Below are 25,531 nucleotides of genomic sequence, written 5' to 3'. Positions count from 1 at the left end.
CACGGTCACCTGCCCGCCGGATCGGCGTCCTTGTCGGCCCGACGGCGCCTGGCGGACCGCCCACCGGTTCGGGCGTCATCCGTGGACGTGGGCGCAGGAGCATCGGTTACCGCGGGACGCCCGATCTCGGTGACCGCACCCGGCTCCGGCGCCGACGGTACCGCGGGCGCGGCATCGGGTGAGATCCTCACGGCGGCACGGCGACTGTCCGCGCCGGGCTTCGGGGTCTTCCGTCCGGCTGCCTTCTCGGCCGCGAGCCGCTCCTTCACGGTGCTGGCGTACGCGTCCACGTACTCCTGCCCGGAAAGGCGCATGAGCTCGTACATGATCTCGTCGGTCACGGAGCGCTGCACGAAACGGTCGTCCTCGAGACCCTGGTACCGGGCGAAGTCCAGCGGCTCACCGATGATGATGCCCACGCGGCGGATGTTGGGGATCCGTCGCCCGATGGGCTGCACCTTGTCGGTCCCGATCATCGCCACGGGGATGACGGGTACGCCCGTGGCGAGCACGAGCTTGGCCACGCCGGTCTTCCCCCGGTACAGGCGTCCGTCAGGACTGCGCGTGCCCTCGGGGTAGATCCCGAGGATGCCGCCCTCGTTGAGGATGTCCATGCCCGCGGTGAGCGAGGAGGATGACGCCGCGCCGCCGGAGCGATCCATCGGGAGCTGGTTGGAGAGCCGGAAGAACAGGGCGGTCAGCCGTCCCTTGATGCCCTTCCCCGTGAAGTACTCCGATTTCGCGAGGAACACCACCGGCCGCGGTACCACGATCGGCAGGAAGATGGAGTCGGAGAAGGAGAGATGGTTGCTGACGAAGACCGCGGGGCCGGTTGCCGGAACGTTGTCGAGGCCCTTCACCCAGGGCCGGAACAGAAGGTTGAGGATCGGACCGACGATGATCCGCTTCATCACCCAATAGAACACGCTGCCAGCCTTCCTGGATGGACGGCGCGACGTGTGCCTGCCGCCCGTTTCTTCATTCGGAAGCCTACTCTAGGGCTGCTCTCCGATCGGCGCCGCAAGCACGAACGGCGCCGATCGACACACTGAACACCGGTTGACGCGGCGGGCGCGGGTGGTCACGATGGGAGGTGCACGCCCTCGGAATCCCGAGAGAACGGTCGGACGTCCGCCGACCCGAGCCACCGCACCCCGACAGCAGGTAGCAACGCATGGGCCACCGAGGTCAGGAACCGAACGAATCCACCGACGACGCCGTCTGGCAGGACCTCGTCGCGCGTCTGGAAAGTACGACCGCGGAGTCGTCGGCGACCACTCCTGACCATGCTCCGGCCGCGCAGGACGAGCCCGCCGCGTCACCGCGACCGGCGCCCCCCCTCGCCGACGACAATCAGACCCCGCGGCCGATCGCGCCGGAGAACGGCGGCGGGGCCGACGCCGGAAGAGCACCGTCGGCGGACCGGCCGGGGCCGACCGACCGCGAGCGGGCCGAGGCGATCTTCCGCAACCAACCATTCGGCTCCCGCGGACCGCGCGACTACAGCGCACCCGACGACGGCGACGTGCTCGACGACGACGAGGGCTTCGTCCCCGAAGAACCGCCGCCGCTCGGCACGGGCGACCCCCTCACGGTCCTCGCCTGGGTCGGCGCCGCCGGCGGGCCGATCGCGCTACTCCTCATCGCCATGTTCTGGCGGAGTGCACCCCTCGGTGCGACGCTCGGCATCCTCGTCGTGTTCCTCGCCGGAGCGGGCTACCTCATCACGAAGTTGCCGAAGCACCGTGACATCGGGGACGACGGCGCCGAGGTCTGAGCGCCGACGAACGGACGGACGGACGGACCGACGCACGGATAGACGGACGGACGGAGTGTCCGGTCGACCGAGGTCATCGTTCATCGTGGCCGTCGATGCCGATCAATGGTGCCGGCCATGCGGCCTGCCGTCGATGCCGGTGCTCGAGAGGCGGCGATCAGGCGGTGGCGCGCGAGAGCTGCCTCGACAGGTCCGCAGCTCCGATCAGACCGGCCTCGGGACCGAGCGCGGCCCGCTCGAGCCGTGCCGCCGGGCGGAACCCGCGCCCGGTGAGGTTCCGTCCGAAGGCCCGCCGCGCCGGGTCGAGCAGCAACTCCCCGGCGGCGCTGAGTCCCCCACCGATCACGAACGTCCCGGGATCGAGCGCCGCCGCCAGATTGGCGAGGCCGAGGCCGAGCCACTGCCCGACGTCGTCGACGAGTTCGCGCGAGGCGGCATCGCCCTCCATCGCCAGCCGGGTGACGAGGGCACCGGTGATGGGCGTGCCGTCCGAGGCCGCGCCGATGATGGCCTGAGCGACCGGCGAGTTCGCCGCCGCGAGTTCGCGCGCTTCCCGGCCGAGGGCGTTCCCGGAGGCGTACTGCTCCCAGCACCCGCGGTTCCCGCACTCGCAGCGGTGCCCCTGGGGGACGATGATCTGGTGGCCGAACTCCCCGGCCACGCCGAAGCGACCGCGCTCCACACGCCCGCTCATGATCATGGCGCCGCCAATGCCCGTACCGAGGGTCACGCAGACGAGCCTCGACTCACCCCGACCCGCGCCGAACCGCCACTCGGCCCACGCAGCGGCATCGGCGTCGTTCACCACCGTGACGCGTCGACGCAGCAGCTTCTCGAGGTTGTGCCGGAGGGGCTCGTTGCGCCAGGCGAGGTGCGGACTGAAGAGGACCGTGCTGTTCGTCGGATCCATCCACCCCGCGGCGCCGATACCCACGGAGCGCACGCGGAACTGCTCGGACAGCTCCGCGACGAGTTCGGCGATGACCGCCTCGACCGCCCGGGGGTCGTGACCGGGCGTCGCGCGACGGGCGTCCGCGAGGATCCGGCCATGGACGTCGACCACGCCCGCGGCCACCTTCGTGCCCCCGATGTCGATCCCGACCGCGAGCCCCCTGCGGGTGGGGTTCGGGAACGCGCTCCGCGGAACGGCGGTACCCAGCGGGCCTGCACCCGACGCCGGCAGGAACCGGTCCCGTCTGCGGCGTCGCGAACGGGCCGCAGCCGGTTCGGGCGTGATCGCCATGCGGCGCTCCCTTCGTCGGTAGGGCAGGACGCCCGCCATAGTTACCGTTTCGTACAGTACGGGACGGTGCACGGCGTCCATCTGCCTATAGGCTGATGCGACCGCGATTGTGGTGATATCGAAGGAGCTATCGTGCGCGACATCAGCGTTCCCGTCCTCGTGGACGTCCCCCGCCAGACCAACACCGCGGATCTCGTCATCCGGCAGGCGACCAAGCCCTCGAACCCCGCGCTCTTCGCGGTCAAGGGTGCGTCGGGCGAGTGGACGGACATCAGGGCCACCGAGTTCCGCCGCCAGGTCGAGGACGTGGCGAAGGGCCTCATCGCCTCGGACGTCCAGCCGGGGGACCGCGTGGCCATCATGGCGCGGACGCGGTACGAATGGTCGCTCGCCGACTTCGCCATCTGGTTCGCCGGGGCGGTCTCGGTGCCGATCTACGAGACGTCCTCACCCGCCCAGGTGGCCTGGATCCTGAGTGACTCGGGAGCGGTGGGCGCCTTCGTCGAGGCCGCCCGTCACGAGAACGTGGTCCGCGAGGCCGTGGCGCTCGAGAACCTCACCTCGCTGCAGCATGTGTGGCAGTTCGACGGCAACGGTCTCGACACGCTCCGTACCGCAGGCGCCGGGACGGACGACCAGACGCTGGCGGACCGCCGTGCCTACGCGGGCCTCGACGACGTCGCGACCATCATCTACACCTCCGGCACCACCGGGAAGCCGAAGGGGTGCGAGCTGACGCACGGGAACTTCGTGGATCTCTCCGAGAACGCCGCCGCCGCGCTGCCCGAGGTGGCCCACGAGGGCGCCCAGACGATCATGTTCCTCCCGCTCGCGCACGTCTTCGCACGGTTCATCTCCGTGCTCTGCGTCGCAGCCGGCGCCACCGTTGCGCACACGCCGGACGTCAAGAACCTGCTTCCCGACCTTCAGAGCTACAAGCCCACCTTCATCCTCGCCGTACCCCGCGTGTTCGAGAAGGTGTACAACAACTCCATGCTGAAGGCCGAGGACGGCGGCAAGGGCAAGATCTTCCATGCCGGCGCCGACGTCGCCATCGCCTGGTCCAAGGCGGAGCAGGCCGGGAAGATCCCCCTCGGCCTCAGGGTCAAGCACGCCGTGTTCGACCGCCTGCTCTACGGCAAGATCCGCACCGCGATGGGTGGACGCGTGCAGCACGCGGTCTCCGGAGGGGCGCCGCTCGGCGACCGCCTCGGCCACTTCTTCCACGGCATCGGGCTCATGGTCCTCGAGGGGTACGGCCTCACCGAGACCACCGCCCCGATCACGGTGAACACCCCGAAGCGCATCAAGATCGGCACCGTCGGCGCGCCCCTGCCCGGCAATGCGGTGAAGATCGCGGACGACGGCGAGATCCTGACGCGCGGCGTCTGCGTGATGAAGGGGTACTTCGACCGTCCCGACCTCACGGAGGAGAACTTCGTGGACGGGTGGTTCCGCACGGGGGACATCGGCGAGCTGGACGACGACGGCTTCCTCAGCATCACGGGCCGTAAGAAGGAGATCATCGTGACGGCCAGCGGCAAGAACGTCATCCCCGCTCTGCTGGAGGACGCGATCCGCGCCAACGCCCTCGTGTCCCAGTGCGTGGTGCTCGGGGACCAGCGCCCGTTCATCTCCGCGCTGATCACCCTCGACGAGGAGGCACTCCCGGGCTGGCTCGAGCGGCACCAGCTGCCCGCAGGCACCACCATGGCGCAGGCAGCCGAGCACCCTAAGGTTCTCTCGGAGATCCAGGAGCTCGTTGACCAGGCGAACACGAACGTCTCGCGCGCCGAGGCCATCAAGGTGTTCCGGATCGTGCCGACCGACTTCACGGAGACGACCGGCCACCTGACCCCGAGCCTGAAGATCAAACGCGCGCAGGTCCTGAAGGACTACTCGGACGTGGTGGAAGCCATTTACTCGGCTGCCAAGGTCTAGCCCGGCGCCACCGCGCCGGCCAAGGTGAGCTCGGGCGAGCTCGGGCGTGAGATGTCGAGGCTGAGCAGCGCGTTCTCGACCACTTCGGTGAGGGCGGGGTGCACCCAGTACTGACCCCTCGCCATGGTGTGGGCGTCGAGCCCGAAGGACATCGCCTGGATGACCGGCTGGATGATCATGGACGCCTCATGACCGAGCACGTGTGCCCCGAGGATTTTGCCCGTCGTCTTCTCGGCGATGACCTTGACGAAGCCCACCGTGTCCTCCATGGCCCAGCCGTACGCCGTCGACCCGTATTCCTGGACGGCCGTCACGATCTCCGTACCCGAAGCGGCCGCGGCAGCCGCCGCCTCGTCCTCCGTCAGTCCGACGGATGCGAGCTGGGGCTGCGAGAACACGGCCGCCGGGACGAAGCGATGGTCGCTCGCGCGCAGCTGCCCGGGGTGCAGCAGGTTGTGGGAGACAACCCTGGCCTCGTGGTTCGCCACGTGCTTCAGCTGGAAGGCACTGCTCACGTCCCCCAGTGACCAGAGCCCCTTCACGGGGTGGCCGTCGCGGAGCACCCGCTGGTACTCGTCGACGGCCAGCCGGCCGTCCTCGTGCACGTCGAGGCCCACATCGGCAGCGCCCAGGCGGTCGGTGTTCGGGACGCGTCCGACCGCGACGAGGACGGCATCCACCTCGAGGGTCACCGTGCCGTCAGGACCGTTGAGGTGCGCCGAGATGCTGCCGTCGTCGTTCGCGCGGAGTTCGGTGACGTCGGTGCTGAGGCGCAGGTCCCATTGGCGCGCCGCCTCGGCGGTGAAGGCGTCGGACACCGTGGTGTCGAGCCGCCGGAGCATGGCGTCCGATCGGACGGCGACGGTCACCCGGGTGCCGAAGGACCCGAAGACATGGGCGAACTCCGCTGCGATGTACCCGCCGCCCATGATCAGGAGCCGCTCGGGGCGCGTGTCGAGGCGCATGATCGTGTCCGAGGTGTGAACCTGCGGCAGGGAGATCCCGGGGATCTGCGGCAGGACGGCTCGCGAACCGGTGGCGATGACGAGTTGATCGGCGGTGATCTCCTCGCCCGACGAGGTGACGAAGGACTTCTCCCCCGTCAGCCGGACGTAGTCCTCCACCAGGGTGACGTTCGGGAGCTCCTCCGCGCGGTAGGCCCTGCCGCCACGGGAGATCGCGTCGATGCGCGTGAAGATCCGGTCACGGATGTCCTCCCAGCGAACCCCCTCGAGGGTCAGGTCCACGCCGAGCCGCGAGGACTCCGAGGGCGAGGACGCGAGGTGGGCGGGATACACGTACATCTTGGTGGGGATGCACCCCACGTTCAGGCAGGTGCCACCGAACGTACCGCCCTCGACGAGGACGACGTCGCGGTCGTCCCAGTCGGGGGTGATCAGGGTGTTGCCGGAACCGGAGCCGATGATCGCGAGATCGTAGTGAGTCACCTCCGGAGTCTAGCGGCGCTCAGGACGTGAGCTGATCCACCACCAGCGCAGCGAGCTCGGTGACCGCGCGGCGCGTCGCCGGGGTGAGTTTGGCGAGCTCGACCCGCGAGCCCTCGGCGAGGTGACGGTCGTAGGGGATCCGCACCACAGTGTTCACACGTGACCTGAAGTGCTGCTCGATCTGGGAGACGTCCACCTGGGTACCGTTCCCCGAGGAGAGGTTGATGACGACGATCGCCTTCGCCAGCAGGTCCTGCCGCCCGTGGGCCTCGAGCCAACTGAGAGTCTCCGAGGCCAGCCTGGCTTCGTCGACGCTCCCACCGGAGACCAGCACCACGGAGTCGGCCTTCTCGAGGGTCCCCTTCATGACCGAGTGCACCATCCCGGTGCCGGAGTCCGTCAGCACCACCGAGTAGTACCGGCTGAGGACGTCCGTCACCGCCCGGTAGTCGGCGTCGTCGAAGGCCTGGGCCACCGCCGGGTCCGTGTCGGAGGCCAGGACGTGCAGGCGGGACCCGTCACGCGTGACGTAGCCGGCGAGCTGCGCGAAGGACTCGATCGAGTAGCGGTTCTGCACGAGCTGGCGCGCCGTGAACTCCGCGCGGCCGGGCGAACGGTCGGAGAGGGTGCCGCGGTCGGGATTCGCGTCCATGGCGATGATGCGATCCTCCCGGATGTCCGCGAGAGCCATGCCGAGCAGCGTGGTGACGGTCGTCTTGCCGACGCCTCCCTTGCGTGAGACCACCGGTACGTACCGGGTACGGTCCCCGAGCCGGACGGCGATGCGGTGCTCGAGGGCGCGCTGCACGCGTACGGCGTCGGAGTCCCCCAGGTTGACCCGTCCGAAGGTGGACCGGTAGAGCCAGCGGCGCCACCCCGAGGTGGGCGGGCGGGCCACCCCGGCCAGCAGGCGATCGGCTGTGAGCGCCGAGGCGGGCTCCGGCCCGGCGTCCTTCTCCCGGCGGCTGCTCCGCTCACCGCCACGATCAGCGGTACCGGACGCCGGGCGGGCCTCCTTCGATTTACCTGCGGTGCCGGAACCAGCCGAGCCGGTGGTGGCTGCGCGCGTTCCCGAGGGCTGCCATCCCGTCTCCCCGGTGCCGGACGCAGGCTCGGACGGTGCGGCGGTCGCCGACGCCATGTTCGGGTAGGCAACACCGGACGGCGCCTGCACGCTGATGGTCGGTCCCTGCAGCGCGGACGGCGGCACGGCGGCGACGGGAACGGCGAACGTGTCCAGATCGATCCCGTCCGACCGATCCGTGGACCCGGGGCCGATGTCGCTGTCCCGGAGAGCGTCCCCGTCGGGCAGATTGCCGCCCGCGGCGTCACCGTCGAGGTCGGAGGGATCCGAGGCGGAAGAGTCCGAGCCGGAGGAGCCATCATCGGAGCCACGTGGCTCCTCGGCGGACTCACCGACGTCATCGCCGCCCGGCATCACCGTCGGCTCGGAAGAGCCCGACGCGGCAGCCCCCGACGCAGGCGCCGGACCGGTCACCTCCGTCTCGCCGGGCACGCCAGCCACGCCGGCCAGGTCGATCTCGCCGGTCGTGTGAGCCGCGTCGGTGTCGCCGACCAGATCCGCGGCCGCGTCGGCGTCGTCCACTCCTTCGGCTCCGCGTGCCGGGTCCGCCGAGGCGGCCCCGTCCGCCTGATCCGACAGGAACGGGACACCCGGCAGGATGGGGACACCCTGACCAGGGTCGTCGCCCGCCTGGTCACGAGGTTCCGGGGAGTCGTTCTGCTCGTTCGCCATGGTTCCTTACATCGTCGGGTCGGACGTTCCCGCACCGGGGCAGCGGCCGAGATGGATATCCCAGCCGCTCACTCTAGCCTGCAGCTGTGATCACGCGGGAGCGATCACCAGGAGAAGATCTCCGCCCTGCGCGGGGCCCGCTCCGGTGAACGCCACCCGCTGCACCGTTCCAGCCACCGGGCTCGTGATGCTCGCTTCCATCTTCATCGCCTCGATGGTCGCCACGGTGTCGCCCGCCGCGACGGTGTCACCCTCGGCGCGACCGATCGTCACGGACCCGGCAAAGGGTGCAGGGATCTGTCCGGGCACGGAGGGATCGGCCTTCTCCGCGACGACGACATCGCTCTCGACGCTCCGGTCACGCACGCTGACGGGCCGCATCTGGCCGTTGAGCGTGCACATCACGGTGCGCATGCCCTTCTCGTCGGGGTCCGAGACCGCTTCGAGGGTGGCGATGAGCCGCACACCCTTCTCGAGTTCGATCTCGTGCTCCACGCCGGGCTGGAGTCCGTACAGGTAGTCGGCCGTGGCGAGGAGGGAGACGTCGCCGTAGGTGTCGCGGACGGTCTTGAACTCCTTCGTCGGCCCCGCGAAGAGCAGCAGGTTCAGCGCGTCGCGACGCTCGGCGGAGGAGCCCTCGAGTTTCGCCGCGTCCTCGGGTGCGAGCTCGGCGATCTGCTGCTTGACCTCGCGCCCTTGCAGCGCCTTGGACCGGAACGGCTCCGGCCAGCCACCGGGTGGGTTCCCGAGGTCCCCGTTCAGGAAGCCGATGACGGAGTCCGGGATGTCGAAATCCTGCGGGTTCTGCTCGAAGGCGACCGGATCCGCGTCCCTGCCCACGAGCGCGAGGGCGAGATCACCGACCACCTTCGACGACGGCGTCACCTTCACGAGACGCCCCAGGATGCGGTCCGCGGCCGTGTACATGTCCTCGATCGCCTCGAACTTCTCACCCAGACCCAACGCGATGGCCTGCTGGCGCAGGTTGGACAGCTGGCCGCCCGGAATCTCGTGACGGTACACGCGACCCGTGGGACCGGGCAGCCCCGATTCGAACGGTGCGTACATGCGTCGCACCGCTTCCCAGTAGGGCTCCAGGGAGCAGACCGCCTGCAGGTCCAGGCCGGTGTCGCGCGGCGTGTGCTCCAGCGCCGCCACCAGGGCGGAGGCGGAGGGCTGGCTGGTGGTCCCGGCGAGGGCGGCACTCGCGACGTCCACGGCGTCGACGCCGGCGTCGATCGCTGCGAGGAGTGTCGCCAGTTGACCGCCCGTCGTGTCGTGGGTGTGGAGGTGGACGGGGAGGTCGAACCGATCACGCAGCGCCGTGACGAGCCGTGATGCAGCCGCCGGGCGGAGCAGCCCCGCCATGTCCTTGATGGCGAGGATGTGGGCTCCGGCGTCGACCATGCGGCCGGCCAGCTCCAGGTAGTAGTCGAGCGTGTAGAGCGACTCGTCGGGGTCCAGCATGTTCGAGGTGTAGCAGAGCGCTGCCTCGGCGACGGCCGTACCGGTCTCGCGGACGGCCCGGATGGCGAGCTCCATCTGCGTGACGTCGTTGAGCGCGTCGAAGATCCTGAAGATGTCGATCCCGGACGCCGCCGCCTCCTGCACGAACGCCGCGGTCACGGCCTCCGGGTACGGGGTGTAGCCGACGGTGTTGCGCCCGCGGAGCAGCATCTGCAGGCAGATGTTCGGGATCTCACGGCGCAGGGAGTCGAGGCGTTGCCACGGGTCCTCGCCGAGGAAGCGCAGTGCGACGTCGTAGGTCGCTCCGCCCCAGGCCTCCACGGAGAGGAGCCCCGGCGTGAGCCGCGAGAGCGCGCTCCCCGCGGCGGTGAGGTCCCTCGTGCGAACGCGGGTCGCGAGGAGGGACTGGTGCGCGTCCCGGAAGGTGGTGTCAGTGACGGCGACCGCTGTCTGGTTGCGCAAGGACCGCGCGAACCCCTCCGGTCCGAGGTCGAGGAGCGTCTGGCGACTGCCGGAGGGCAGGGCGGTGTCGCGCTGGTCCTCGGGGACGGCAGGCAGCTTGTCCCGGGGATCCAGGTGGGCGGGGCGCGCACCGTGCGGCTGGTTGACGGTGACATCGGCCAGCCACGTCAGGAGCTTGGTCCCGCGGTCGGCGGGTACGCGGGCGGTCAGGAGCTCGGGGCGCTCGTCGATGAAGGACGTCGCCACGTCCCCGGCGATGAACGCAGGATCATCGAGTACCGCCTGGAGGAACGAGATGTTGGTCGAGACACCGCGCACCCGGAACTCGGCGAGGGCGCGCCGAGCACGGGTCACGGCCGCCGGGTAGTCCCGGCCCCGGCAGGTCAGCTTGACCAGCATGGAGTCGAAGTGGGGGCTGATCTCCGCCCCGGCGTAGACCGTGCCGCCGTCCAGGCGCACGCCCGCACCACCCGCCGAGCGGTACGCGGTGATGCGTCCGACGTCGGGCCGGAAGCCGTTGGCGGGATCCTCGGTGGTGATGCGGCTCTGCAGCGCGGCGCCGCGCAGGGTCACGGTTTCCTGGCTCAGCCCGAGGTCCGCGAGGGTCTCCCCCGCCGCGATCCGCATCTGTGACTGCACGAGGTCGACGTCGGTCACCTCCTCGGTGACCGTGTGCTCCACCTGGATCCGGGGGTTCATCTCGATGAAGACGTGCTGGCCGGCCCGCTCCCCCACGGTGTCCACGAGGAACTCCACGGTGCCGGCATTCACGTACCCGAGCGCCGTCGCGAACTTCACGGCGTCGCGGTGGAGCGCCTGGCGGATCGAATCGTCGAGGTTCGGCGCGGGCGCGATCTCGATCACCTTCTGGTGGCGCCGCTGCAGCGAGCAGTCCCGCTCGAACAGGTGCATGACGTTCCCGGAGGCATCCGCGAGGATCTGCACCTCGATGTGGCGGGGCCGGAGCACGGCCTGCTCGAGGAACATGGTCGGGTCCCCGAAAGCGGACTCGGCCTCGCGCATCGCCGCTTCGAGTGCCTCCGGAAGGGCCTCCCGGGTGTCGACACGGCGCATGCCGCGCCCGCCACCACCGGCGACGGCCTTCGCGAAGACCGGGAACCCGATCTCGTCCGCGGCCGCGATCAGCTCGGCGACGTCGGAGCTGGGACGCGAGGACGCCAGGACCGGGATACCCGCCGCCCGCGCGGCGTCGAGCGCCTTGACCTTGTTACCCGCGAGTTCGAGGACGTCCGCGGGCGGACCGATGAACGTGATGCCTGCATCAGCGGCCGCGCGGGCCAGTCCGGGATTCTCGGAGAGGAATCCGTACCCGGGGTAGATGGCGTCACATCCCGACTCCCGCGCCACCCGGATGATCTCCTCGACGTCGAGGTAGGCACGGACGGGGTGGCCCTCCTCACCGATCAGGTATGCCTCGTCGGCCTTCTGGCGGTGGATCGACCCCCGGTCCTCGTGGGGGAAGACGGCGACCGTCTTCGCTCCCAGCTCATGACCGGCCCGGAAGGCCCGGATGGCGATCTCGCCACGGTTGGCTACCAGAATCTTCGAGAACATCGCACTCCTGCATCATCACCGGGGGTCCTGCACGTTGGACCGATCCTACTGGTAGGCCCGCGCGGTGAGACAGGGGCCGGATGTGCGCTGCGTCACCAACCCGGCACGCCGTCGTCGGACCCCGTGCGCAGGACTCCGCCGCGCCCACCCGGCGCTGTCGGGCCGCCGATGACGCCACCCGGTGTGCGCGAGTCGCTTCGCCGTCCCCTGCCGCGTCGACCGGTCGCGGTGCCAGCGCACCTATGATGGTCGGAGATCAACGAGCAGCCGCCCGCGGCTGCGGCACAGAAGAGGTATGGGTCCACCACGTGCAGGTAGTCAGCATCAGCAGCCTCAAGGGCGGCGTCGGCAAGACCTCCGTGACCCTCGGTCTCGCCTCGGCGGCACTCGCAGCCGGCATCCCGACGCTCGTGGTGGACCTCGATCCCCATGCGGACGCGACCACGGGGCTCGCCGTTCGTCCGTCGGGCCAGACCGACGTCGGACGCCTCCTCAAGAACTCCCGACGGGCCGACCTCTCGGCGAACACGGTGGCGAGCGGTTGGGTGGCGACGGCCGCCGCGCGCGGAACCGCCGCATCACGCCTGGACGTCGCCATGGGCTCCGCCTACTCGGGCATCTACGATCGCCCCGATCTCGGACGACGGGACCAGCGTCGCCTCGCCTCGCTCCTCTCACGCGTCAGCGGGTACGGCCTCGTCCTCATCGACTGCCCGCCCTCGCTCAACGGATTGACCCGCATGGCGTGGACGGCGAGCAGCCGGGTGGTCCTCGTGGCCGAGCCCAGCCTGTTCTCGGTGGCCGGCACGGAGCGGACCATGCGGGCGCTCGCCCTGTTCCGCAAGGAGTTCGCACCCACGCTGCAGACGGCCGGCATCGTGGCGAACCGGGTGCGCCCGGCGTCGACGGAGCACGTCTTCCGGCTTGAGGAGATGCGTCAGCTGTTCGGCGACGTGCTGCTGAGCCCCACCATCGCGGATCATGCGGACTGGCAGCAGATCCAGGGAGCGGCGCATGCGGTGCACCACTGGCCCGGCGAGTCCGCGCAGGCGGCGGCGAGATCCTTCGACGAACTGCTCAGCGGGCTCGTCGAACCGGGAAGGACGAGGAGCCGCAGCGCCCGCCGTCAGGCGTGAGGATCTCCCCCGGCTCGTGACCGGACCTGCTCGGTGATCAGCTGATCTTGCGCGTGGCCCGGCGCTTGCTGAGTTCGTCGCCCGGGAAGGCCTGATCGGGAGCATGCTCGCTGGGCAGGGCGGCGAGGCTGCCCTCGACCTCCCGCCACACGCGCCCCACGGCAATCCCGAAGACACCCTGACCGCCCTGGACGAGGTCGATGACCTCGTCGGCGGAGGTGCACTCGTAGACGCTGGCGCCGTCGCTCATGAGGGTGATCTGTGCGAGGTCCTCCACGCCGCGCTCGCGCAGATGCTCCACCGCGGTGCGGATCTGCTGCAACGAGACCCCGGTGTCGAGGAGTCGCTTGACCACCTTGAGCACCAGGATGTCGCGGAAGCCGTAGAGCCGCTGGGTCCCGGAGCCCGAGGCGCCGCGGACGGCGGGTTCCACGAGGCCGGTGCGGGCCCAGTAGTCGAGCTGACGGTAGGTGATTCCGGCCGCCTTGCAGGCGGTGGGGCCGCGGTACCCGGCGTCCTCATCGAGGACGGGGAGGTCTTCCGTGAAGAGGAGCCCCTGGGCGCTCGCCGGGATGCCAGCACCTGCCGGGCTGGCTGCCTTGCCGGCGTCACCCTTCGGACTCACGTGCTGCCTCCTCGTCGCGTTCCCGGGGAAGTCTGCGGTTCGGGCAGGGCCTCAGGGTGTGCACTCAGTGTGCGCCCGGGCCCCCAACGCACGCAATGGGAACTGTATGCTCCGACGTTAGATCGCGGGAGGGTCGAGGTCAAAGAGGCTGCCCCGCAACCGTCCGCGTGTCGGTCGGTGAACGCCGCCCGATGCGCGGCCTGCGTCACCGCTCGAAATCCTCGGGCTCGACGTCGGCCAGGAACTCACGGAACTGGAGGACCTCCTTCTCGGCGGTCTCCTCCGAGGCGCCCTCCTCGGCGTCGTCGTCGTCCGCGTCCGCGATCTCGACACCGGCGACCGTCAGCACGTCCTCGGAGCAGTAGATGGGGCACGGGACCCGCAGGGCGATCGCCAGGGCGTCCGACGCCCGGGAACTCACGGTCACGCCGTCCGAGAAGACGAGCAACGCGTGGTAGACGGTGTCCTCGACGGAGGTGATCCGGACCTCGGTGATCTCCTTGCCCATGGCCGCCACGACGTCCACCAGGAGGTCGTGCGTCATGGGGCGGGGAGGCACGATGCCCTGCTGCACGAAGGCGATCGCACTCGCCTCCGGCGCGCCGATCCAGATGGGTAGATGCCGCTCACCGGTGGTCTCCTTGAGGAGCACCAGGGGCTGGTTGGACGGCAGCTCGATCCGCACGCCCACCACGTCGACCTCGATCACGGGCGCCGCCTAACTGTCCATCCGGGCGATCTGGCTGTGCACCAGAGCGCTGTGGAGTCCGAGGCACAGCTCGCTGATCTCGCGTGCCCTCTCCGCCGCGCGCGCCTTCGACGCGACGTCCTTCCGCGACGCCAGCGGGGCGACGACGCGCTCGACGAGACCGAGCTCGCGGTCGGCGGCAGCGCGGAACGGCCGCAGGTGCCGCGGCTCGATGCCATGGTTCTCGAGCTGAACGCAGGCGACGGTGATCTTCAGGGCGTGCTCGTCGAACCGGTCGTCCACAGCGGTGATGAGTCCGAAGCTCACGAGTTCGTCGACGAGCTCCCGTGGAGCGCCGGCCTCCGCAGCGAGCGTCTCGGCGGTCAGCCTGCGCGATCGCGCCGTCAGCTCGCCACTGAGCTGGTCCGACACCATGCGGGGTGAGAGCGTCATCCCGCCGGGGAGCGAGTCCGGCTTCTCCCCGCGATCGATCGCGTCGACGTAGTCCTTGATGACCTTGAGCGGGAGGTACTGGTCGCGCTGGAGCGCCAGGACGAAACGGAGTCGCTCGACGTCGTGGGCCGCGTACTTGCGGTACCCCGCGCGGGTCCGCTGCGGCGCGATCAGGCCCTTCTCCTCGAGGAAGCGGATCTTCGAGGCGGAGACCTGCGGGAAGTCCTCCGCCAGTTCGCGGAGCACTTCCCCGATGTTCAGGACACCGGTACCCGTGGTGGCGGCGAGTGGGCCGGCCGGACGACGGGCGGAGGGGGAGACAGGCATGGAGCGGACTAGGCCTGCGCGGTCGTGTTCCGGGCGCCGGTCGCCGCCGTGCTCCGCGCCGCGTAGAAGGTCAGACGGAACTTGCCGATCTGGACCTCGTCGCCGTTGCGCAGTGCCACGCCGTCCACGCGATCGTTGTTCACGTAGGTCCCGTTCAGGCTCCGGGTGTCCGCGACCATGAAGCCGTTGTCCGTGCGGCGGAACTCGGCGTGCTGGCGTGAGACGGTGACGTCGTCGAGGAAGATGTCGGCGTTCGGATGACGTCCGGCCTTCGTGATGTCCTCGTCGAGCAGGAACCGGGCACCCGCGTTGGGGCCGGAGTGGGCGATCAGCAGGGCGGAACCGGAGGGAAGAGCCGCGACGGAGGCCTGCTCCTCGCGCGTGAGGTGCCGTTCCAGCTCCGCCTCGACGGTCTGGGGCGGTAACCCGATCGTCGTTGTCTCAGGAGACGTCATGCTCGGCTCTTCTCCATTCACGGCTGGGTTCACGTCTGGCACCATCGGTTGTTCCTCCCCCTGCAGCATGCGGTCCCGATCGTCGCCGACCGCACCGCCTCCACTGCCGTCCACGTCGGGTAGAGCTAGCCTACCTGCTGGGAGTAGTCGGCCGAACTCAGCAAACCCTGGACCTCGGAGACATCGGAGACCTTGATCTCGAGCAGCCAACCCTCCCCGTAGGGATCCGAGTTGATGAGCGACGGGTCGTCGTCAAGCGCTTCGTTGCGCGCAACGACCTCACCGGACACCGGGGCGTAGATGTCACTGACGCTCTTGGTCGACTCCACTTCCCCGATGACGTCGGAGCCCGTGACGCCGGTGCCCGCCTCGGGCATCTGCACGTAGACGACGTCGCCGAGGGCATCCTGCGCGAAATCGGTCACGCCGACCCGGACCGTGCCGTCGACGGCCGGCTCACTGACCCATTCGTGCTCGGCGGTGTAGTAGAGGCCGTCGGGAATGGTGCTCATGATCGCCTTTCGAACGCGGTGCCCGGCAGCGGCGCGGAAGGCTGCCCGGGACAAGTACTGGTCGAGTATAGGCACAACCGCAGCGGGTGTGACGCGGCTCGCAGGGCCACCTGTGGAGGGGGAACCACGCCGTCGGTGCGGGCGCCGGACGACGACGCCGCACCGACCCCTGAACGCACGGAACGCCCTCCCGAGGGAGGGCGTTCCGTGTTCTGTGTCGGGATGACAGGATTTGAACCTGCGACCCCTTGACCCCCAGTCAAGTGCGCTACCAAGCTGCGCCACATCCCGATCGGCTCGGCCACGAGGGCCAAACCACTCGGATTACAATACAGCATCCGCGGGCCCGGACCGCACAGCGGCGAACCGGTCCGGATGCCGTCAGCGCTTCTTGCTGCGCTTCTCGCGGACGCGCATGTTGACCTCGATGGGCGTGCCCTCGAAGCCGAACGTCTCGCGCAGGCGACGGGTGATGAAACGGCGGTACCCGGGGTCCAGGAACCCCGTGGTGAACAGCACGAACTTCGGCGGCCGGCTCGAGGCCTGCGTCCCGAAGAGGATGCGCGGCTGCTTGCCGCCGCGCACCGGGTGGGGGTGCGCCGCGACGAGCTCGCCGAGGAACGCGTTGAGGCGTCCGGTGGGGATACGGCGGTCCCAGGACTCGAGCGCGACGTCGAGAGCCGGCACCAGGCGGTCCTTGTGCCACCCGGTCAGCGCCGAGATGTTGACGCGGGGCGCCCAGTCCACGTGGGCGAGATCCTGCTCGATCTCGCGCTCGAGGTACCGGCGTCGCTCGTCGTCCAGCAGGTCCCACTTGTTGAAGGCGAGCACCACGGCGCGGCCGGACTCGATGGCCATGTTCAGGATGCGGATGTCCTGCTCGCTGAGCACCTCGTCGACGGCGAGGAGCACGACGGCGACCTCGGCCTTCTCGAGCGCCGACTGCGTCCGCAACGACGCATAGAAGTCAGCGCCCTGCTGCATGTGCACGCGGCGGCGGATGCCCGCGGTGTCCACGAACCGCCACGTCCGCCCGCCGAGTTCGATCATCTCGTCGACGGGATCACGTGTGGTGCCGGCGAGGGGATCCACGACCACGCGGTCCGATCCGGCGAGCTTGTTCAGCAGCGAGGACTTGCCGACGTTGGGCCGCCCGATCAGCGCGATGCGGCGCGGACCGCCGGAGCGCTCGATGCCGCCGTGCTCCGAGAACTCGGGCAGGATCTCGACGACCTTGTCCAGCATGTCGCCCGTCCCGCGCCCGTGGAGCGCGGACACCGGCCAGGGCTGGCCGAAGCCGAGGCCCCACAGCACCGAGGCGTCGGCCTCGTTCTGGATGTCGTCCACCTTGTTGGCCACGAGGATGACGGGCTTCTTCTTGCGGCGCAGCATCCGCACCACGGCCTCGTCCGTGGCGGTGGCCCCGACGGTCGCGTCGACCACGAGCAGCACGGCGTCCGCCATGTCGACGGCGATCTCCGCCTGGTCGGCGACGCGCGCGTTGATGCCCTTGGCGTCCTGCTCCCAGCCGCCGGTGTCGACGAGCGTGAAGTTGTGGCCGGTCCACTGCGCCGGGTAGGACACCCGGTCACGCGTGACGCCCGGGGTGTCCTCCACGACGGCCTCGCGGCGGCCGAGGATGCGGTTCACGAGGGTCGACTTGCCGACGTTGGGGCGCCCGACGATCGCGAGGACCGGGTTGAGACGGCCCTCCGTCTCGTCCTCGTACTCCTCGTCCTGCCGCGCGAGGAGTGCGGCGTCCTCCTCGTCGAGCTCGTAGTCCTCGAGTCCCGCGCGCAGGGAGGCGGCACGCTGGTCGGCCTCGGCGTCGTCGAGGGTGCCGAGCAGCTCCGTGACCTGGTCCTCGCCGGCCGGCTCGTAGTCCTCGTCCGCACCGGCGCTGTGGCCGTCTGCGTTCGGCGAAAGGTTCTCGCTCATCGTTGGTTCCTTCGGTTGGTGTTCGCCGTCTCCCGACGGCGCTGGCGGGCGCGAGCCCTGTGCGTGGTGGTTGCGCTGCGGTTCCGTGCGGTCAATGAGCCAGGGACCGCACGATGTCGAGCACGGCGGTGATGGTCTGCTCGTAGTCGAGGTCGGAGGAGTCGAGAGTGACCACGCCGTCCGCCGCCTGATGGAACTCGACCACGGTGGAGTCCCGGGCGTCGCGTTCCGTGACCTGCTGCTTCAGCTGTGCGTCGGTCTGTGTCCCGCCGAGCTGGTCGCCCCGCCGTCGTAGCCTGGCCTCCTCGCTCGCGGTGAGGAGGATGCGCACCTCGGCGTCAGGGGCGACGACGGTGGTGATGTCGCGGCCCTCGGCCACGATCCGGTGGCCCGCGCCCGCGATGAGGGCGCGCTGACGGCGGATCAGCTCCGCGCGGGCCCCCAGGGTCGTCGCGACGGCGCTCACCGCCGAGGACACGGAGGGCTCCCGGATGGCGTCCGTGACGTCCTCCCCGCGGACGGTCACGGACTCGCGGTCGGGGCTCGTGCTGATGAACAGCTCGATGGAGCGCGCCGCGGCCTCGACCGCAGCGGCGTCCTGCAGGTCCACGCCCGTGGCGATGCAGTGCAGCGTGACCGCGCGGTACATGGCGCCGGTGTCGAGGTAGGCCGCGCGGAGGCGGCGTGCCACCTCCCGGCTGACGCTCGACTTGCCCGACCCGGACGGGCCGTCGATCGCGACGACGAGGGACTTGCCGAGCCGGAACGTGGACAGGGCCTCGTGGGCGGCCGCGGTGTCGATTCCCGTCCCGACGGATGACAGCTTGCTCATTGCACGACCTTCCAGCCCCGCTGCGTGAGGGACTCCGTCAGTTCCTGGCGTCTGCCCGGCAGCACCGAGATCTCAGCGAGACCCACCTCACGGCCGGGCGAGTGCTCCAGCCGGAAGTCCTCGAGGTTGATGCCGGTGTGCCCGATCTCCGTGAGGAGCCTCGCGATCTGCCCGGGGGTGTCGTCGACGAGCACGATCAGGCGCGCGAAGGAGTTCGGCGGCGAGCCGTGCTTCCCGGGGATCCGTGCCTGGCCCGCGTTGCCCTCCGACATCAGCTGGGCCATGTCGAGCCGGGCGCCGCCGGCCGTCGGGTCCTCGAGCGTCGCGATGAGCCGGTCGAGGTCCTCGCGCACGCCGTACAGGATGTCGACGAGCCTCCCGGCGTTGGCCGCGAGGATCTGCACCCACAGCCGGGGATCGCTCGCGGCGATGCGGGTCACGTCCCGGAGTCCGTTGCCGGCGAGGGCGAGGGACTGTGGCGGGGAGTCCTGCAGCCTGCTCGCCACCAGGGACGAGACGACCTGGGGAAGGTGGGAGATGAGGGCGACGGCGGCGTCGTGCTCCGCCGCGGTCATGCGCGCGGGGACGGCGCCGAGGTCGACGGCGAGGGACTCCGCGCGCAGCACCGCGCTGGACCCGCTGCGCCCGTGCGCGCACAGCACCCACGGGGCACCGGTGAACAGTTCGGCGCGTGCTGCCACGGGACCGGAGCGTTCGCGACCGGCCATCGGGTGGGTGCCGACGTAGCGCTCGAGGTGCGGCGCGGCGTCGTCGTCCGTCTCCAGGGCATGGAGGATCGACTCCTTGACGCTGCTGATGTCGACCACGACGGCGCCCGGGTAGGCACCGAGCGCGCCGGCGACGACTTGGGCGGTCACGTCCGGCGGGGTCGCGACGACCACGAGTTCGGGTGAGAACGGCTCCCCCGCGGCCTCCACGTCGGTGAGCAGACGGCCCGCTCCGATGTCACGGGCCACCGCCCCGGTGGAGGGTGAGCTGTCGGACAGGACCACGTCGAGTCCGCGGGCCCGCAGGCCGAGGCCGATGCTCGCCCCGAGCAGGCCGGCCCCGATGACGAGGACGGGCCCGCAGAGGTGCGTGCCCTGATCCGTGCGTACCTCCACGGGTCAGAGACCCACGGCGGCCAGCAGGTGCCCGACCTCCTGGCGACCGAGCACGCGCACGCTGCCCTGGCGCTGGTCACCCACGCGGATGGGACCCACCTGGGTCCGGACGAGGCGCTCGACCGGATGCCCGACGGCGTCGAACAAGCGGCGGACCACGCGGTTGCGGCCGGAGTGGAGCACCACCTCGACGAGGATGTGCCCGGGGGTGGAGTCCACGAGCTTGAAGGAATCGACCTGCGCGAGGCCGTCCTCGAGCTCGATGCCCTCCTTCATCTGCGCCCCGATGCCCTGCGGCATAGGACCACGGACCTGCACCAGGTACGTCTTCGGCACCTCGTAGGAGGGGTGGGTGAGCCTGTTGGTGAGCTCGCCGTCGTTGGTCAGGAGCAGCAGCCCCTCCGTCTCGGCATCGAGCCGGCCGACGTGGAACAGGCGCTCGCTCTTGTCCTTGTTCTTGAGGAAGTCGCTGATGCAGCGGCGACCCTCCGGATCCTCCATGGTGGAGACGACGCCGCGGGGCTTGTTGAACACGTAGTACTTGAGGTTCTCGTTGAGCTGCAGCCGGAGGCCGTCGACGTGGATGGCGACCTTCGCGGGATCCACCCGCACGCCGAGCTCGGTCACGACGGTGCCGTCCACCTCGACGCGGCCGTCCTCGATCATCTCCTCGCACACGCGGCGCGAGGCGACTCCCGCGAGAGCCATGACCTTCTGCAGGCGGACTCCCTCGGGATCGTGCACGTCGACCTGGTCGGCCGGCCGGCCGGAGCCCTTCGGCCTCGACGATCGCACGGGCCCGAGGTTCTGGCCGAACCGCTCCCGGCCGAAGGCCTTCGCCCCCGCCGGCCGCTGGCGCTGACCGCCCTCACCCGAGCGCGTGCCGGCACCGGTCGAGGACCTGCCTGCGGGTGACCCGTCCCGTCCACCCGTCGACTTCGCGAAGCGGCCGGACGGCGTTCCCGCGGACGGACGTCTACCGGCGGCACGCGCACGGTCACCGGCGGGACGCTTCTCGGCCCCACCGGCATCGCGACCGCCGGAGGCGGACCCTGCACGCGCGTCGCGGCGGGGTGCCTGTCCCGAGCCGGTCCGACCACCGTCGCGGCTCTGGCCGCGGCTGTCGTCACGACTCTGCCCACGGCTGTCATCGCGCGGTTGCTGACGTCCGCGGCCACGATCCTGGGGTGCGCGCTCGTCCGGCGCGCCTGCCCGCTCGTCGCGGTCGCGGAAGGGCCGCCCCTCGGTGGGGCGACCGCCCTGGCCGGTGCGGCGCTGCGAGGGCCTGCCCGTGCGAGCGGCGTCGGACGAGCGCCCGGCCGCGCCACCGCGCCGAGGAGCGTTCCGTCCGGAAGCGGATCCTGGCTGCTGCGTCATGGGTGTTTCCTTCGTCTAGGGTCGTGCTCGTGCTTGCTCGTGCCTGCTCGATCCGCGGTCACGCTGCGGATCAGTACATCGTCTGATCGAACTCACCGAGGCTCTCGAGCCCCGGGAGATGGGGTGCTATGCGGGGCAGCTCGTCGACGCTGCCCAGCCCCAATCTTTCCAGAAAGAGGGTGGTGGTCCCGTAGAGAGAGGCGCCCGTCTCGGCGTCGGTCTCCTGCTCGACGACGAGTCCGCGCTGCAGTAGCGTCCGGACCACGGAGTCGACGTTGACGCCTCGGATCGCCGAGACCCGGGCCCGGGACACGGGCTGGCGGTACGCGATGACTGCCAGCGTCTCGAGCGCGGCCTGCGAGAGTCTCGCCGTCTGTCCGTCGAGCACGAACTCTGCGACGACGGAGGAGAAGTGCTTCCGGGAGAAGATGCGCCAGCCGCCCGCGATGCTCCGCAGTTCGAAACCGCGCACCATCGACCGATCGACAGCAGTGGGATTGACTCCAGTATAGCCGTCGTACTCCCGCTGGAGTTCCACCAGGAGCGCGCGCACGAGCTCGGTGGGCCGCTGCAACGTCGCCGCGAGCTGCTCCTCGGTGACCGGCCGGTCGGCGACCATCAGGACTGCCTCGACCGCACCTCGCATCCCGCCGGGGAGATCGTCGACCGACTCGGGGTTCGTGCCGGCGGTGACGCCGTCGTCCCCCGCTCCGAGGGGCACGTCCTCACTCATCCGACTCCCCGTCGGGTCCATCGGCGTCGTCACCCTCGAAACTGCTCGTCACCCGGTCCGCGGACCACGCGTCGTCGGCGCTCCACCTGACGAGCAGCTCCGCCAGCGGTGCCACCTGCTCGAACGAGACCGCACCGTCGCGGAACAGCTCGAGCAGCGCCAGGAACCGGACCACCAGCACCAGCCGCGTGCCGGCGTCCTCCGTGAGGTGCCGGAAGGAGACCGATCCCCTGCCGCGCAGGAGATCCTGCAGTACCTCGGTCTGCTCCCGGACACTGACGGCGGGCGCGTGGAGGTGCGCGATGTCGACGTCCGTCCTCGGTTCTGCGCGCGGAACGAGCACCCGCGCGGCGAGGGCGGCGAAGTCCTCGGGCGAGTGCTTCCAGACGAGGTCCGGCAGGAGGCGTGTGAACTCCGGTTCGAGCGGGACCTCCCGCGGATGCCGGGCGTCCTCTTCCCCGAAGCGCTCCTGGAGGTGCCGGGCCATCTCCTTGAACGCGCGGTACTGCAGGAGCCGGGCGAAGAGCAGGTCGCGGGCCTCGAGGAGCGCGATGTCCTCCTCGTCCTCGACGGCGCCCGAGGGCAGCAGGCGCGCGGCCTTGAGGTCGAGCAGCGTGGCTGCGACGACGAGGAACTCGCTCGCCTCGTCGAGCCTCCACTCCCCCTCGGCAGCCTTGATCGCGTGGATGTGCGCGATGAACTCGTCCGTGACCTGGGCCAGGGCAACCTCGGTGATGTCGAGTTCCCGCCGGGAGATCAGGTTCAGCAGCAGGTCGAACGGACCGGTGAAGTTGACCAGCCGGACGGCGAAGACGGGCGGGCCCTGCACCGCTGTTCCGCCGGCCGCGACGACGGAGGTGGACGCCCCGTCGTCGACCCCGCTCACGGCGAGCCGCACCTACCGCTCCCGGACGGCCGCGGTCGCGGTGCGGGTCACGGCGCTCCGCCCCTGGAGATCAGCTCCTTGGCGAGCCTGCGGTAGGCGTCCGCGCCGGAGTGGTTGGCGGCGTAGGTGGTGATCGGCTCGGCGGCGACCGTGGCGTCCGCGAACTTGATGGTGCGCTTGATGACGGTCTCGAAGACCTTGTCGCCGAACGCCTCCACGAGCCGGGCGATCACCTCGCGGGAGTGCAGCGTCCGGGCGTCGTACATCGTGGCGAGGACGCCGTCGATCTGCAGGCGCGGATTGAGGCGGTCCTGTACCTTCTCGATGGTCTCCACGAGCAGCGCCACGGCGCGGAGCGCGAAGAACTCGCAGATCAGCGGGATGATCACGCCGTGCGCGGCCGTCAGCGCGTTGACCGTGAGCAGACCGAGGGACGGCTGGCAGTCGATCAGGATGACGTCGTAGTCGTCGGCCACCTTGCGCAGCGCCCGGTCCAGCACCTGTTCACGAGCCACCTCGTTGACCAGCTGCACCTCGGCGGCGGAGAGGTCGATGTTGGCGGGCAGGAGGTCGATGTTCTCGATGGCGGTCCGCTGGATCGCGTCGTGGATGGTGACCTTACGGTCCATCAGCACGTTGTACACCGTCACGTCGAGTTCGTGTGGATTGGTGCCGAGGCCGGCGGAGAGTGCGCCCTGCGGGTCGAAGTCCACCAGGAGGACGCGCCGACCGGCTTCAGCGAGCGCCGCTCCCAGGTTGATGGTCGACGTCGTCTTCCCGACCCCGCCCTTCTGGTTCACCATGGCGATCACGCGCGCGGGGCCGTGCGACTCCAGCACGGGCGGCTCGGGGAACTCCGTGACAGGGCGGCCCGTGGGGCCGAGATCGGCCTCCGCCACGCCGGGCAGAGTGGTCGGACCCTGTTCGCTGCTCACCTATGTGTCCACACTTCCATCAGTATCGGTGCTGCGGGTCCGTGCGTCGGCGCGGCCCGCGTTTCGTCTAGTCAACGGTACAACGCCGGGCAGCACCCCCGTGGAGGGAGCACGTCGGCGCCGGACGAGCCTTGAGCCTCAGCCTGACGTCGAACGTTGCTGCGGCGGCTCCGACCGAGCGCGCCGCCCGCGGCGCTCCGGGCCGGACGTCCCGCGTCGATGCCACCACGCACGACGGCGGCGAGCCGGAGTCCGGTTCGCCGCCGTCGTGGCGGGTTGTGCGCCGATCAAGCGCGGCCGTGGTCAGCGGGCGGAGGTGTTGCCGACCGCCGCATCGGTGGTTGCCGCGGAGCCGCCTTCGACGTCGTTCCCGAAGCGGTGGTCCGTGCTCATGGTGGTCTCGTCGAACGGGAGACGACCCTCGAGCACCTCGTCCACGCGTGCGCGGTCCAGCTCCTTGGTCCACTTCCCGATCAGGACCGTCGCGACGGCGTTGCCCGTGAAGTTGGTCAGCGCGCGGGCCTCGGACATGAACCGGTCGATGCCGACGATCAGGCCGACGCCGTCCACGAGGTCGGGGCGGTGCGACTGCAGGCCGCCGGCCAGGGTGGCCAGCCCGGCACCGGTGACGCCCGCGGCGCCCTTGGAGGCGATGATCATGAAGACCAGCAGGGAGATCTGCTCACCGAGGGCCAGGGGCTTGCCGAGGGCCTCCGCGACGAACAGCGCGGCCATGGTGAGATAGATCGCGGTGCCGTCCAGGTTGAACGAGTACCCCGTGGGGACGGTGACACCGACGACCGGCTTGGAGACTCCGAGGTGCTCCATCTTCGCGATGAGGCGGGGAAGTGCCGCCTCCGAGGACGAGGTGCTGAAGATGAGCAGGTACTCGCGGCCGAGGTACTTCATCAGCTTGAAGATGTTCACGCCCGTGACGGCCCGCAGCAGTCCGCCGAGGATGACCACGATGAACAGGGCACACGTGAGGTAGAAGGCGATCATGAGGGTGGCCATGCTGATGATGGCCTGGACGCCGGTCTCCCCGACCACGGCGGCGATGGCACCGAAGGCGCCGATGGGCGCGAGCCACATGATCATGACCAGGATGCGGAAGACGAGCGCCTGGATGTGACCGATCCCGCGGAGCACGGGCTTGCCCGCCTCACCCATCTTCTGGAGCGCGAAGCCCACGAGGAGTGCGACGAACAGCGTCTGGAGGATGCTGGGACCCGTCAGGGCGGACAGCAGGGTGGTGGGGATGATGCTCAGCAGGAAGCCGACGGTTCCGCTCGACGCCCCCTCGGCGCTCTCCGGGACGTCGTAGGTGGACCCGGAGATGTCCAGTCCCTCGCCGGGCTGGATCAGGTTGCCGACCACGAGGCCGATCGCCAGGGCGAAGGTGGACATCAGCATGAAGTACCCGAGGGCGAGGCCGCCGACCTTGCCGACCGTCGCTGCCTTGGCGATGGAACCGATACCGAGCACGATGGTGCAGAAGATGATCGGGGCGATCATCATCTTGATGAGATTGATGAAGCCCGTTCCGAGTGGCTTCAGCGTCTTCGCGAACTCGGGAGCGGCGAGGCCGAGAATCGCTCCGAGGACGACGGCCGCGATGACCGCGATGTAGAGGAAGTGGGTCTTGTCGACCTTCTTGCGAGGCTGAGCCGGTCCGCCGTCGGACCGCGCTGACGCGATGGCCATGGTGTACTCCTGGGGTCGTGCCGCCCGGCGGCTCGCGGCGGACGAGGGTCTTTCGTCGTCCACCGGGTCTGACCAGGAAGCATAAGGTTGAATGGTTCCTGGTCATCATGGCACCCGACGTGACCCCGATCACGATT

The 25,531-nt window shown here is 70.0% G+C and carries 21 protein-coding genes and 1 tRNA gene; 3 read left to right on the top strand and 19 right to left on the bottom strand.

The genetic code is table 11. The features are described from left to right. Positions 1–5: 5 nt before the first annotated feature. Positions 6–926, bottom strand: coding sequence for a lysophospholipid acyltransferase family protein (locus tag AC4D16_RS00190; RefSeq protein ID WP_490949447.1), 921 nt, complete (start codon positions 924–926; stop codon positions 6–8). 248 nt (positions 927–1,174) lie between these two features. On the opposite strand from AC4D16_RS00190, the gene AC4D16_RS00185 reads away from it, so the two are divergent. Next, the gene (locus AC4D16_RS00185) at positions 1,175–1,777 is read left to right on the top strand and encodes a hypothetical protein (protein WP_490953537.1); all 603 of its coding nucleotides are present in this window, start codon (positions 1,175–1,177) and stop codon (positions 1,775–1,777) included. A 157-nt stretch (positions 1,778–1,934) separates the two neighbouring features. Here AC4D16_RS00185 and AC4D16_RS00180 read toward each other — a convergent pair whose 3' ends face one another. Next, positions 1,935–3,020: an ROK family glucokinase gene (locus AC4D16_RS00180; RefSeq protein WP_490949449.1), complete on the bottom strand. Its 1,086-nt coding sequence runs from the start codon at positions 3,018–3,020 to the stop codon at positions 1,935–1,937. 132 nt (positions 3,021–3,152) lie between these two features. On the opposite strand from AC4D16_RS00180, the gene AC4D16_RS00175 reads away from it, so the two are divergent. Then, complete coding sequence (locus tag AC4D16_RS00175) at positions 3,153–4,961, top strand: AMP-dependent synthetase/ligase (RefSeq protein WP_490953536.1); 1,809 nt, start codon at positions 3,153–3,155, stop codon at positions 4,959–4,961. On the opposite strand, the gene AC4D16_RS00170 is transcribed toward AC4D16_RS00175, so the two are convergent. From AC4D16_RS00170 to AC4D16_RS00160, 3 genes are all read right to left on the bottom strand, one after another. Then, complete coding sequence (locus AC4D16_RS00170; protein WP_490953535.1) at positions 4,958–6,409, bottom strand: mycothione reductase; 1,452 nt, start codon at positions 6,407–6,409, stop codon at positions 4,958–4,960. The genes AC4D16_RS00175 and AC4D16_RS00170 overlap by 4 nt on opposite strands. Positions 6,410–6,428: 19 nt before the next feature. Then, a complete protein-coding gene (locus AC4D16_RS00165) occupies positions 6,429–8,165 on the bottom strand; it encodes a MinD/ParA family ATP-binding protein (RefSeq protein WP_490953534.1) in 1,737 nt (578 codons plus the stop codon). Between the two features lie 90 nt (positions 8,166–8,255). After that, positions 8,256–11,669 carry a pyruvate carboxylase gene (locus AC4D16_RS00160; protein ID WP_490953533.1) on the bottom strand — a complete coding sequence of 1,138 codons (3,414 nt, stop codon included), beginning with the start codon at positions 11,667–11,669 and terminating at the stop codon, positions 8,256–8,258. A 308-nt stretch (positions 11,670–11,977) separates the two neighbouring features. Here AC4D16_RS00160 and AC4D16_RS00155 point away from each other — a divergent pair, with 308 nt between their 5' ends. Then, positions 11,978–12,805, top strand: coding sequence for a ParA family protein (locus AC4D16_RS00155; protein ID WP_490953532.1), 828 nt, complete (start codon positions 11,978–11,980; stop codon positions 12,803–12,805). Between the two features lie 37 nt (positions 12,806–12,842). Here the strand turns inward: AC4D16_RS00155 and AC4D16_RS00150 are convergent, their stop codons facing one another. The 14 genes from AC4D16_RS00150 to AC4D16_RS00085 all read right to left on the bottom strand — a co-directional run bounded on the left by AC4D16_RS00150 (position 12,843) and on the right by AC4D16_RS00085 (position 25,394). Further along, positions 12,843–13,430: a MerR family transcriptional regulator gene (locus tag AC4D16_RS00150; RefSeq protein ID WP_490949455.1), complete on the bottom strand. Its 588-nt coding sequence runs from the start codon at positions 13,428–13,430 to the stop codon at positions 12,843–12,845. 205 nt (positions 13,431–13,635) lie between these two features. Next, positions 13,636–14,139: a bifunctional nuclease family protein gene (locus tag AC4D16_RS00145; RefSeq protein WP_490953531.1), complete on the bottom strand. Its 504-nt coding sequence runs from the start codon at positions 14,137–14,139 to the stop codon at positions 13,636–13,638. Positions 14,140–14,148: 9 nt separating this feature from the next. After that, entirely contained in the window at positions 14,149–14,898 is a 750-nt protein-coding gene (gene ftsR / locus AC4D16_RS00140) for a transcriptional regulator FtsR (RefSeq protein WP_490953530.1), read from the bottom strand. An 8-nt stretch (positions 14,899–14,906) separates the two neighbouring features. Further along, on the bottom strand, positions 14,907–15,398 hold the full coding sequence (locus AC4D16_RS00135; RefSeq protein WP_490953529.1) for an FHA domain-containing protein: 492 nt from the start codon (positions 15,396–15,398) through the stop codon (positions 14,907–14,909). A gap of 80 nt (positions 15,399–15,478) precedes the next feature. Beyond that, on the bottom strand, positions 15,479–15,865 hold the full coding sequence (gene gcvH, locus AC4D16_RS00130) for a glycine cleavage system protein GcvH (RefSeq protein ID WP_490953528.1): 387 nt from the start codon (positions 15,863–15,865) through the stop codon (positions 15,479–15,481). A gap of 217 nt (positions 15,866–16,082) precedes the next feature. Then, a tRNA-Pro gene (locus AC4D16_RS00125) sits at positions 16,083–16,156 on the bottom strand. A 90-nt stretch (positions 16,157–16,246) separates the two neighbouring features. Beyond that, on the bottom strand, positions 16,247–17,803 hold the full coding sequence (gene der / locus AC4D16_RS00120) for a ribosome biogenesis GTPase Der (RefSeq protein WP_490949460.1): 1,557 nt from the start codon (positions 17,801–17,803) through the stop codon (positions 16,247–16,249). A gap of 91 nt (positions 17,804–17,894) precedes the next feature. Then, the gene (gene cmk / locus AC4D16_RS00115) at positions 17,895–18,635 is read right to left on the bottom strand and encodes a (d)CMP kinase (RefSeq protein ID WP_490953527.1); all 741 of its coding nucleotides are present in this window, start codon (positions 18,633–18,635) and stop codon (positions 17,895–17,897) included. Further along, complete coding sequence (locus tag AC4D16_RS00110; RefSeq protein ID WP_490953526.1) at positions 18,632–19,759, bottom strand: prephenate dehydrogenase; 1,128 nt, start codon at positions 19,757–19,759, stop codon at positions 18,632–18,634. Before AC4D16_RS00110 ends, cmk begins: the two co-directional genes overlap by 4 nt. Before the next feature lie 3 nt (positions 19,760–19,762). Next, positions 19,763–21,136 carry a pseudouridine synthase gene (locus AC4D16_RS00105; RefSeq protein ID WP_490953525.1) on the bottom strand — a complete coding sequence of 458 codons (1,374 nt, stop codon included), beginning with the start codon at positions 21,134–21,136 and terminating at the stop codon, positions 19,763–19,765. Positions 21,137–21,206: 70 nt separating this feature from the next. Beyond that, positions 21,207–21,869 (bottom strand): SMC-Scp complex subunit ScpB, encoded by a 663-nt coding sequence (scpB, locus tag AC4D16_RS00100; protein WP_490949464.1) that lies wholly within the window; start codon positions 21,867–21,869, stop codon positions 21,207–21,209. Then, positions 21,862–22,755, bottom strand: a complete 894-nt coding sequence (locus tag AC4D16_RS00095) for a segregation and condensation protein A (RefSeq protein ID WP_490953524.1) — start codon at positions 22,753–22,755, stop codon at positions 21,862–21,864. The genes scpB and AC4D16_RS00095 overlap by 8 nt, the downstream gene beginning before the upstream one ends. 47 nt (positions 22,756–22,802) lie before the next feature. Beyond that, positions 22,803–23,690 carry a ParA family protein gene (locus AC4D16_RS00090; protein WP_490949466.1) on the bottom strand — a complete coding sequence of 296 codons (888 nt, stop codon included), beginning with the start codon at positions 23,688–23,690 and terminating at the stop codon, positions 22,803–22,805. A gap of 303 nt (positions 23,691–23,993) precedes the next feature. Further along, the gene (locus AC4D16_RS00085; protein WP_490949467.1) at positions 23,994–25,394 is read right to left on the bottom strand and encodes a cation:dicarboxylate symporter family transporter; all 1,401 of its coding nucleotides are present in this window, start codon (positions 25,392–25,394) and stop codon (positions 23,994–23,996) included. Between the last annotated feature and the right edge of the window lie 137 nt (positions 25,395–25,531).

The sequence above is a fragment of the Arthrobacter sp. TJ-236 genome, from assembly GCF_058269235.1.
The sequence above is the reverse complement of the archived record's forward strand: the minus strand, read 5'-3'. Positions and strand labels throughout refer to the sequence as shown.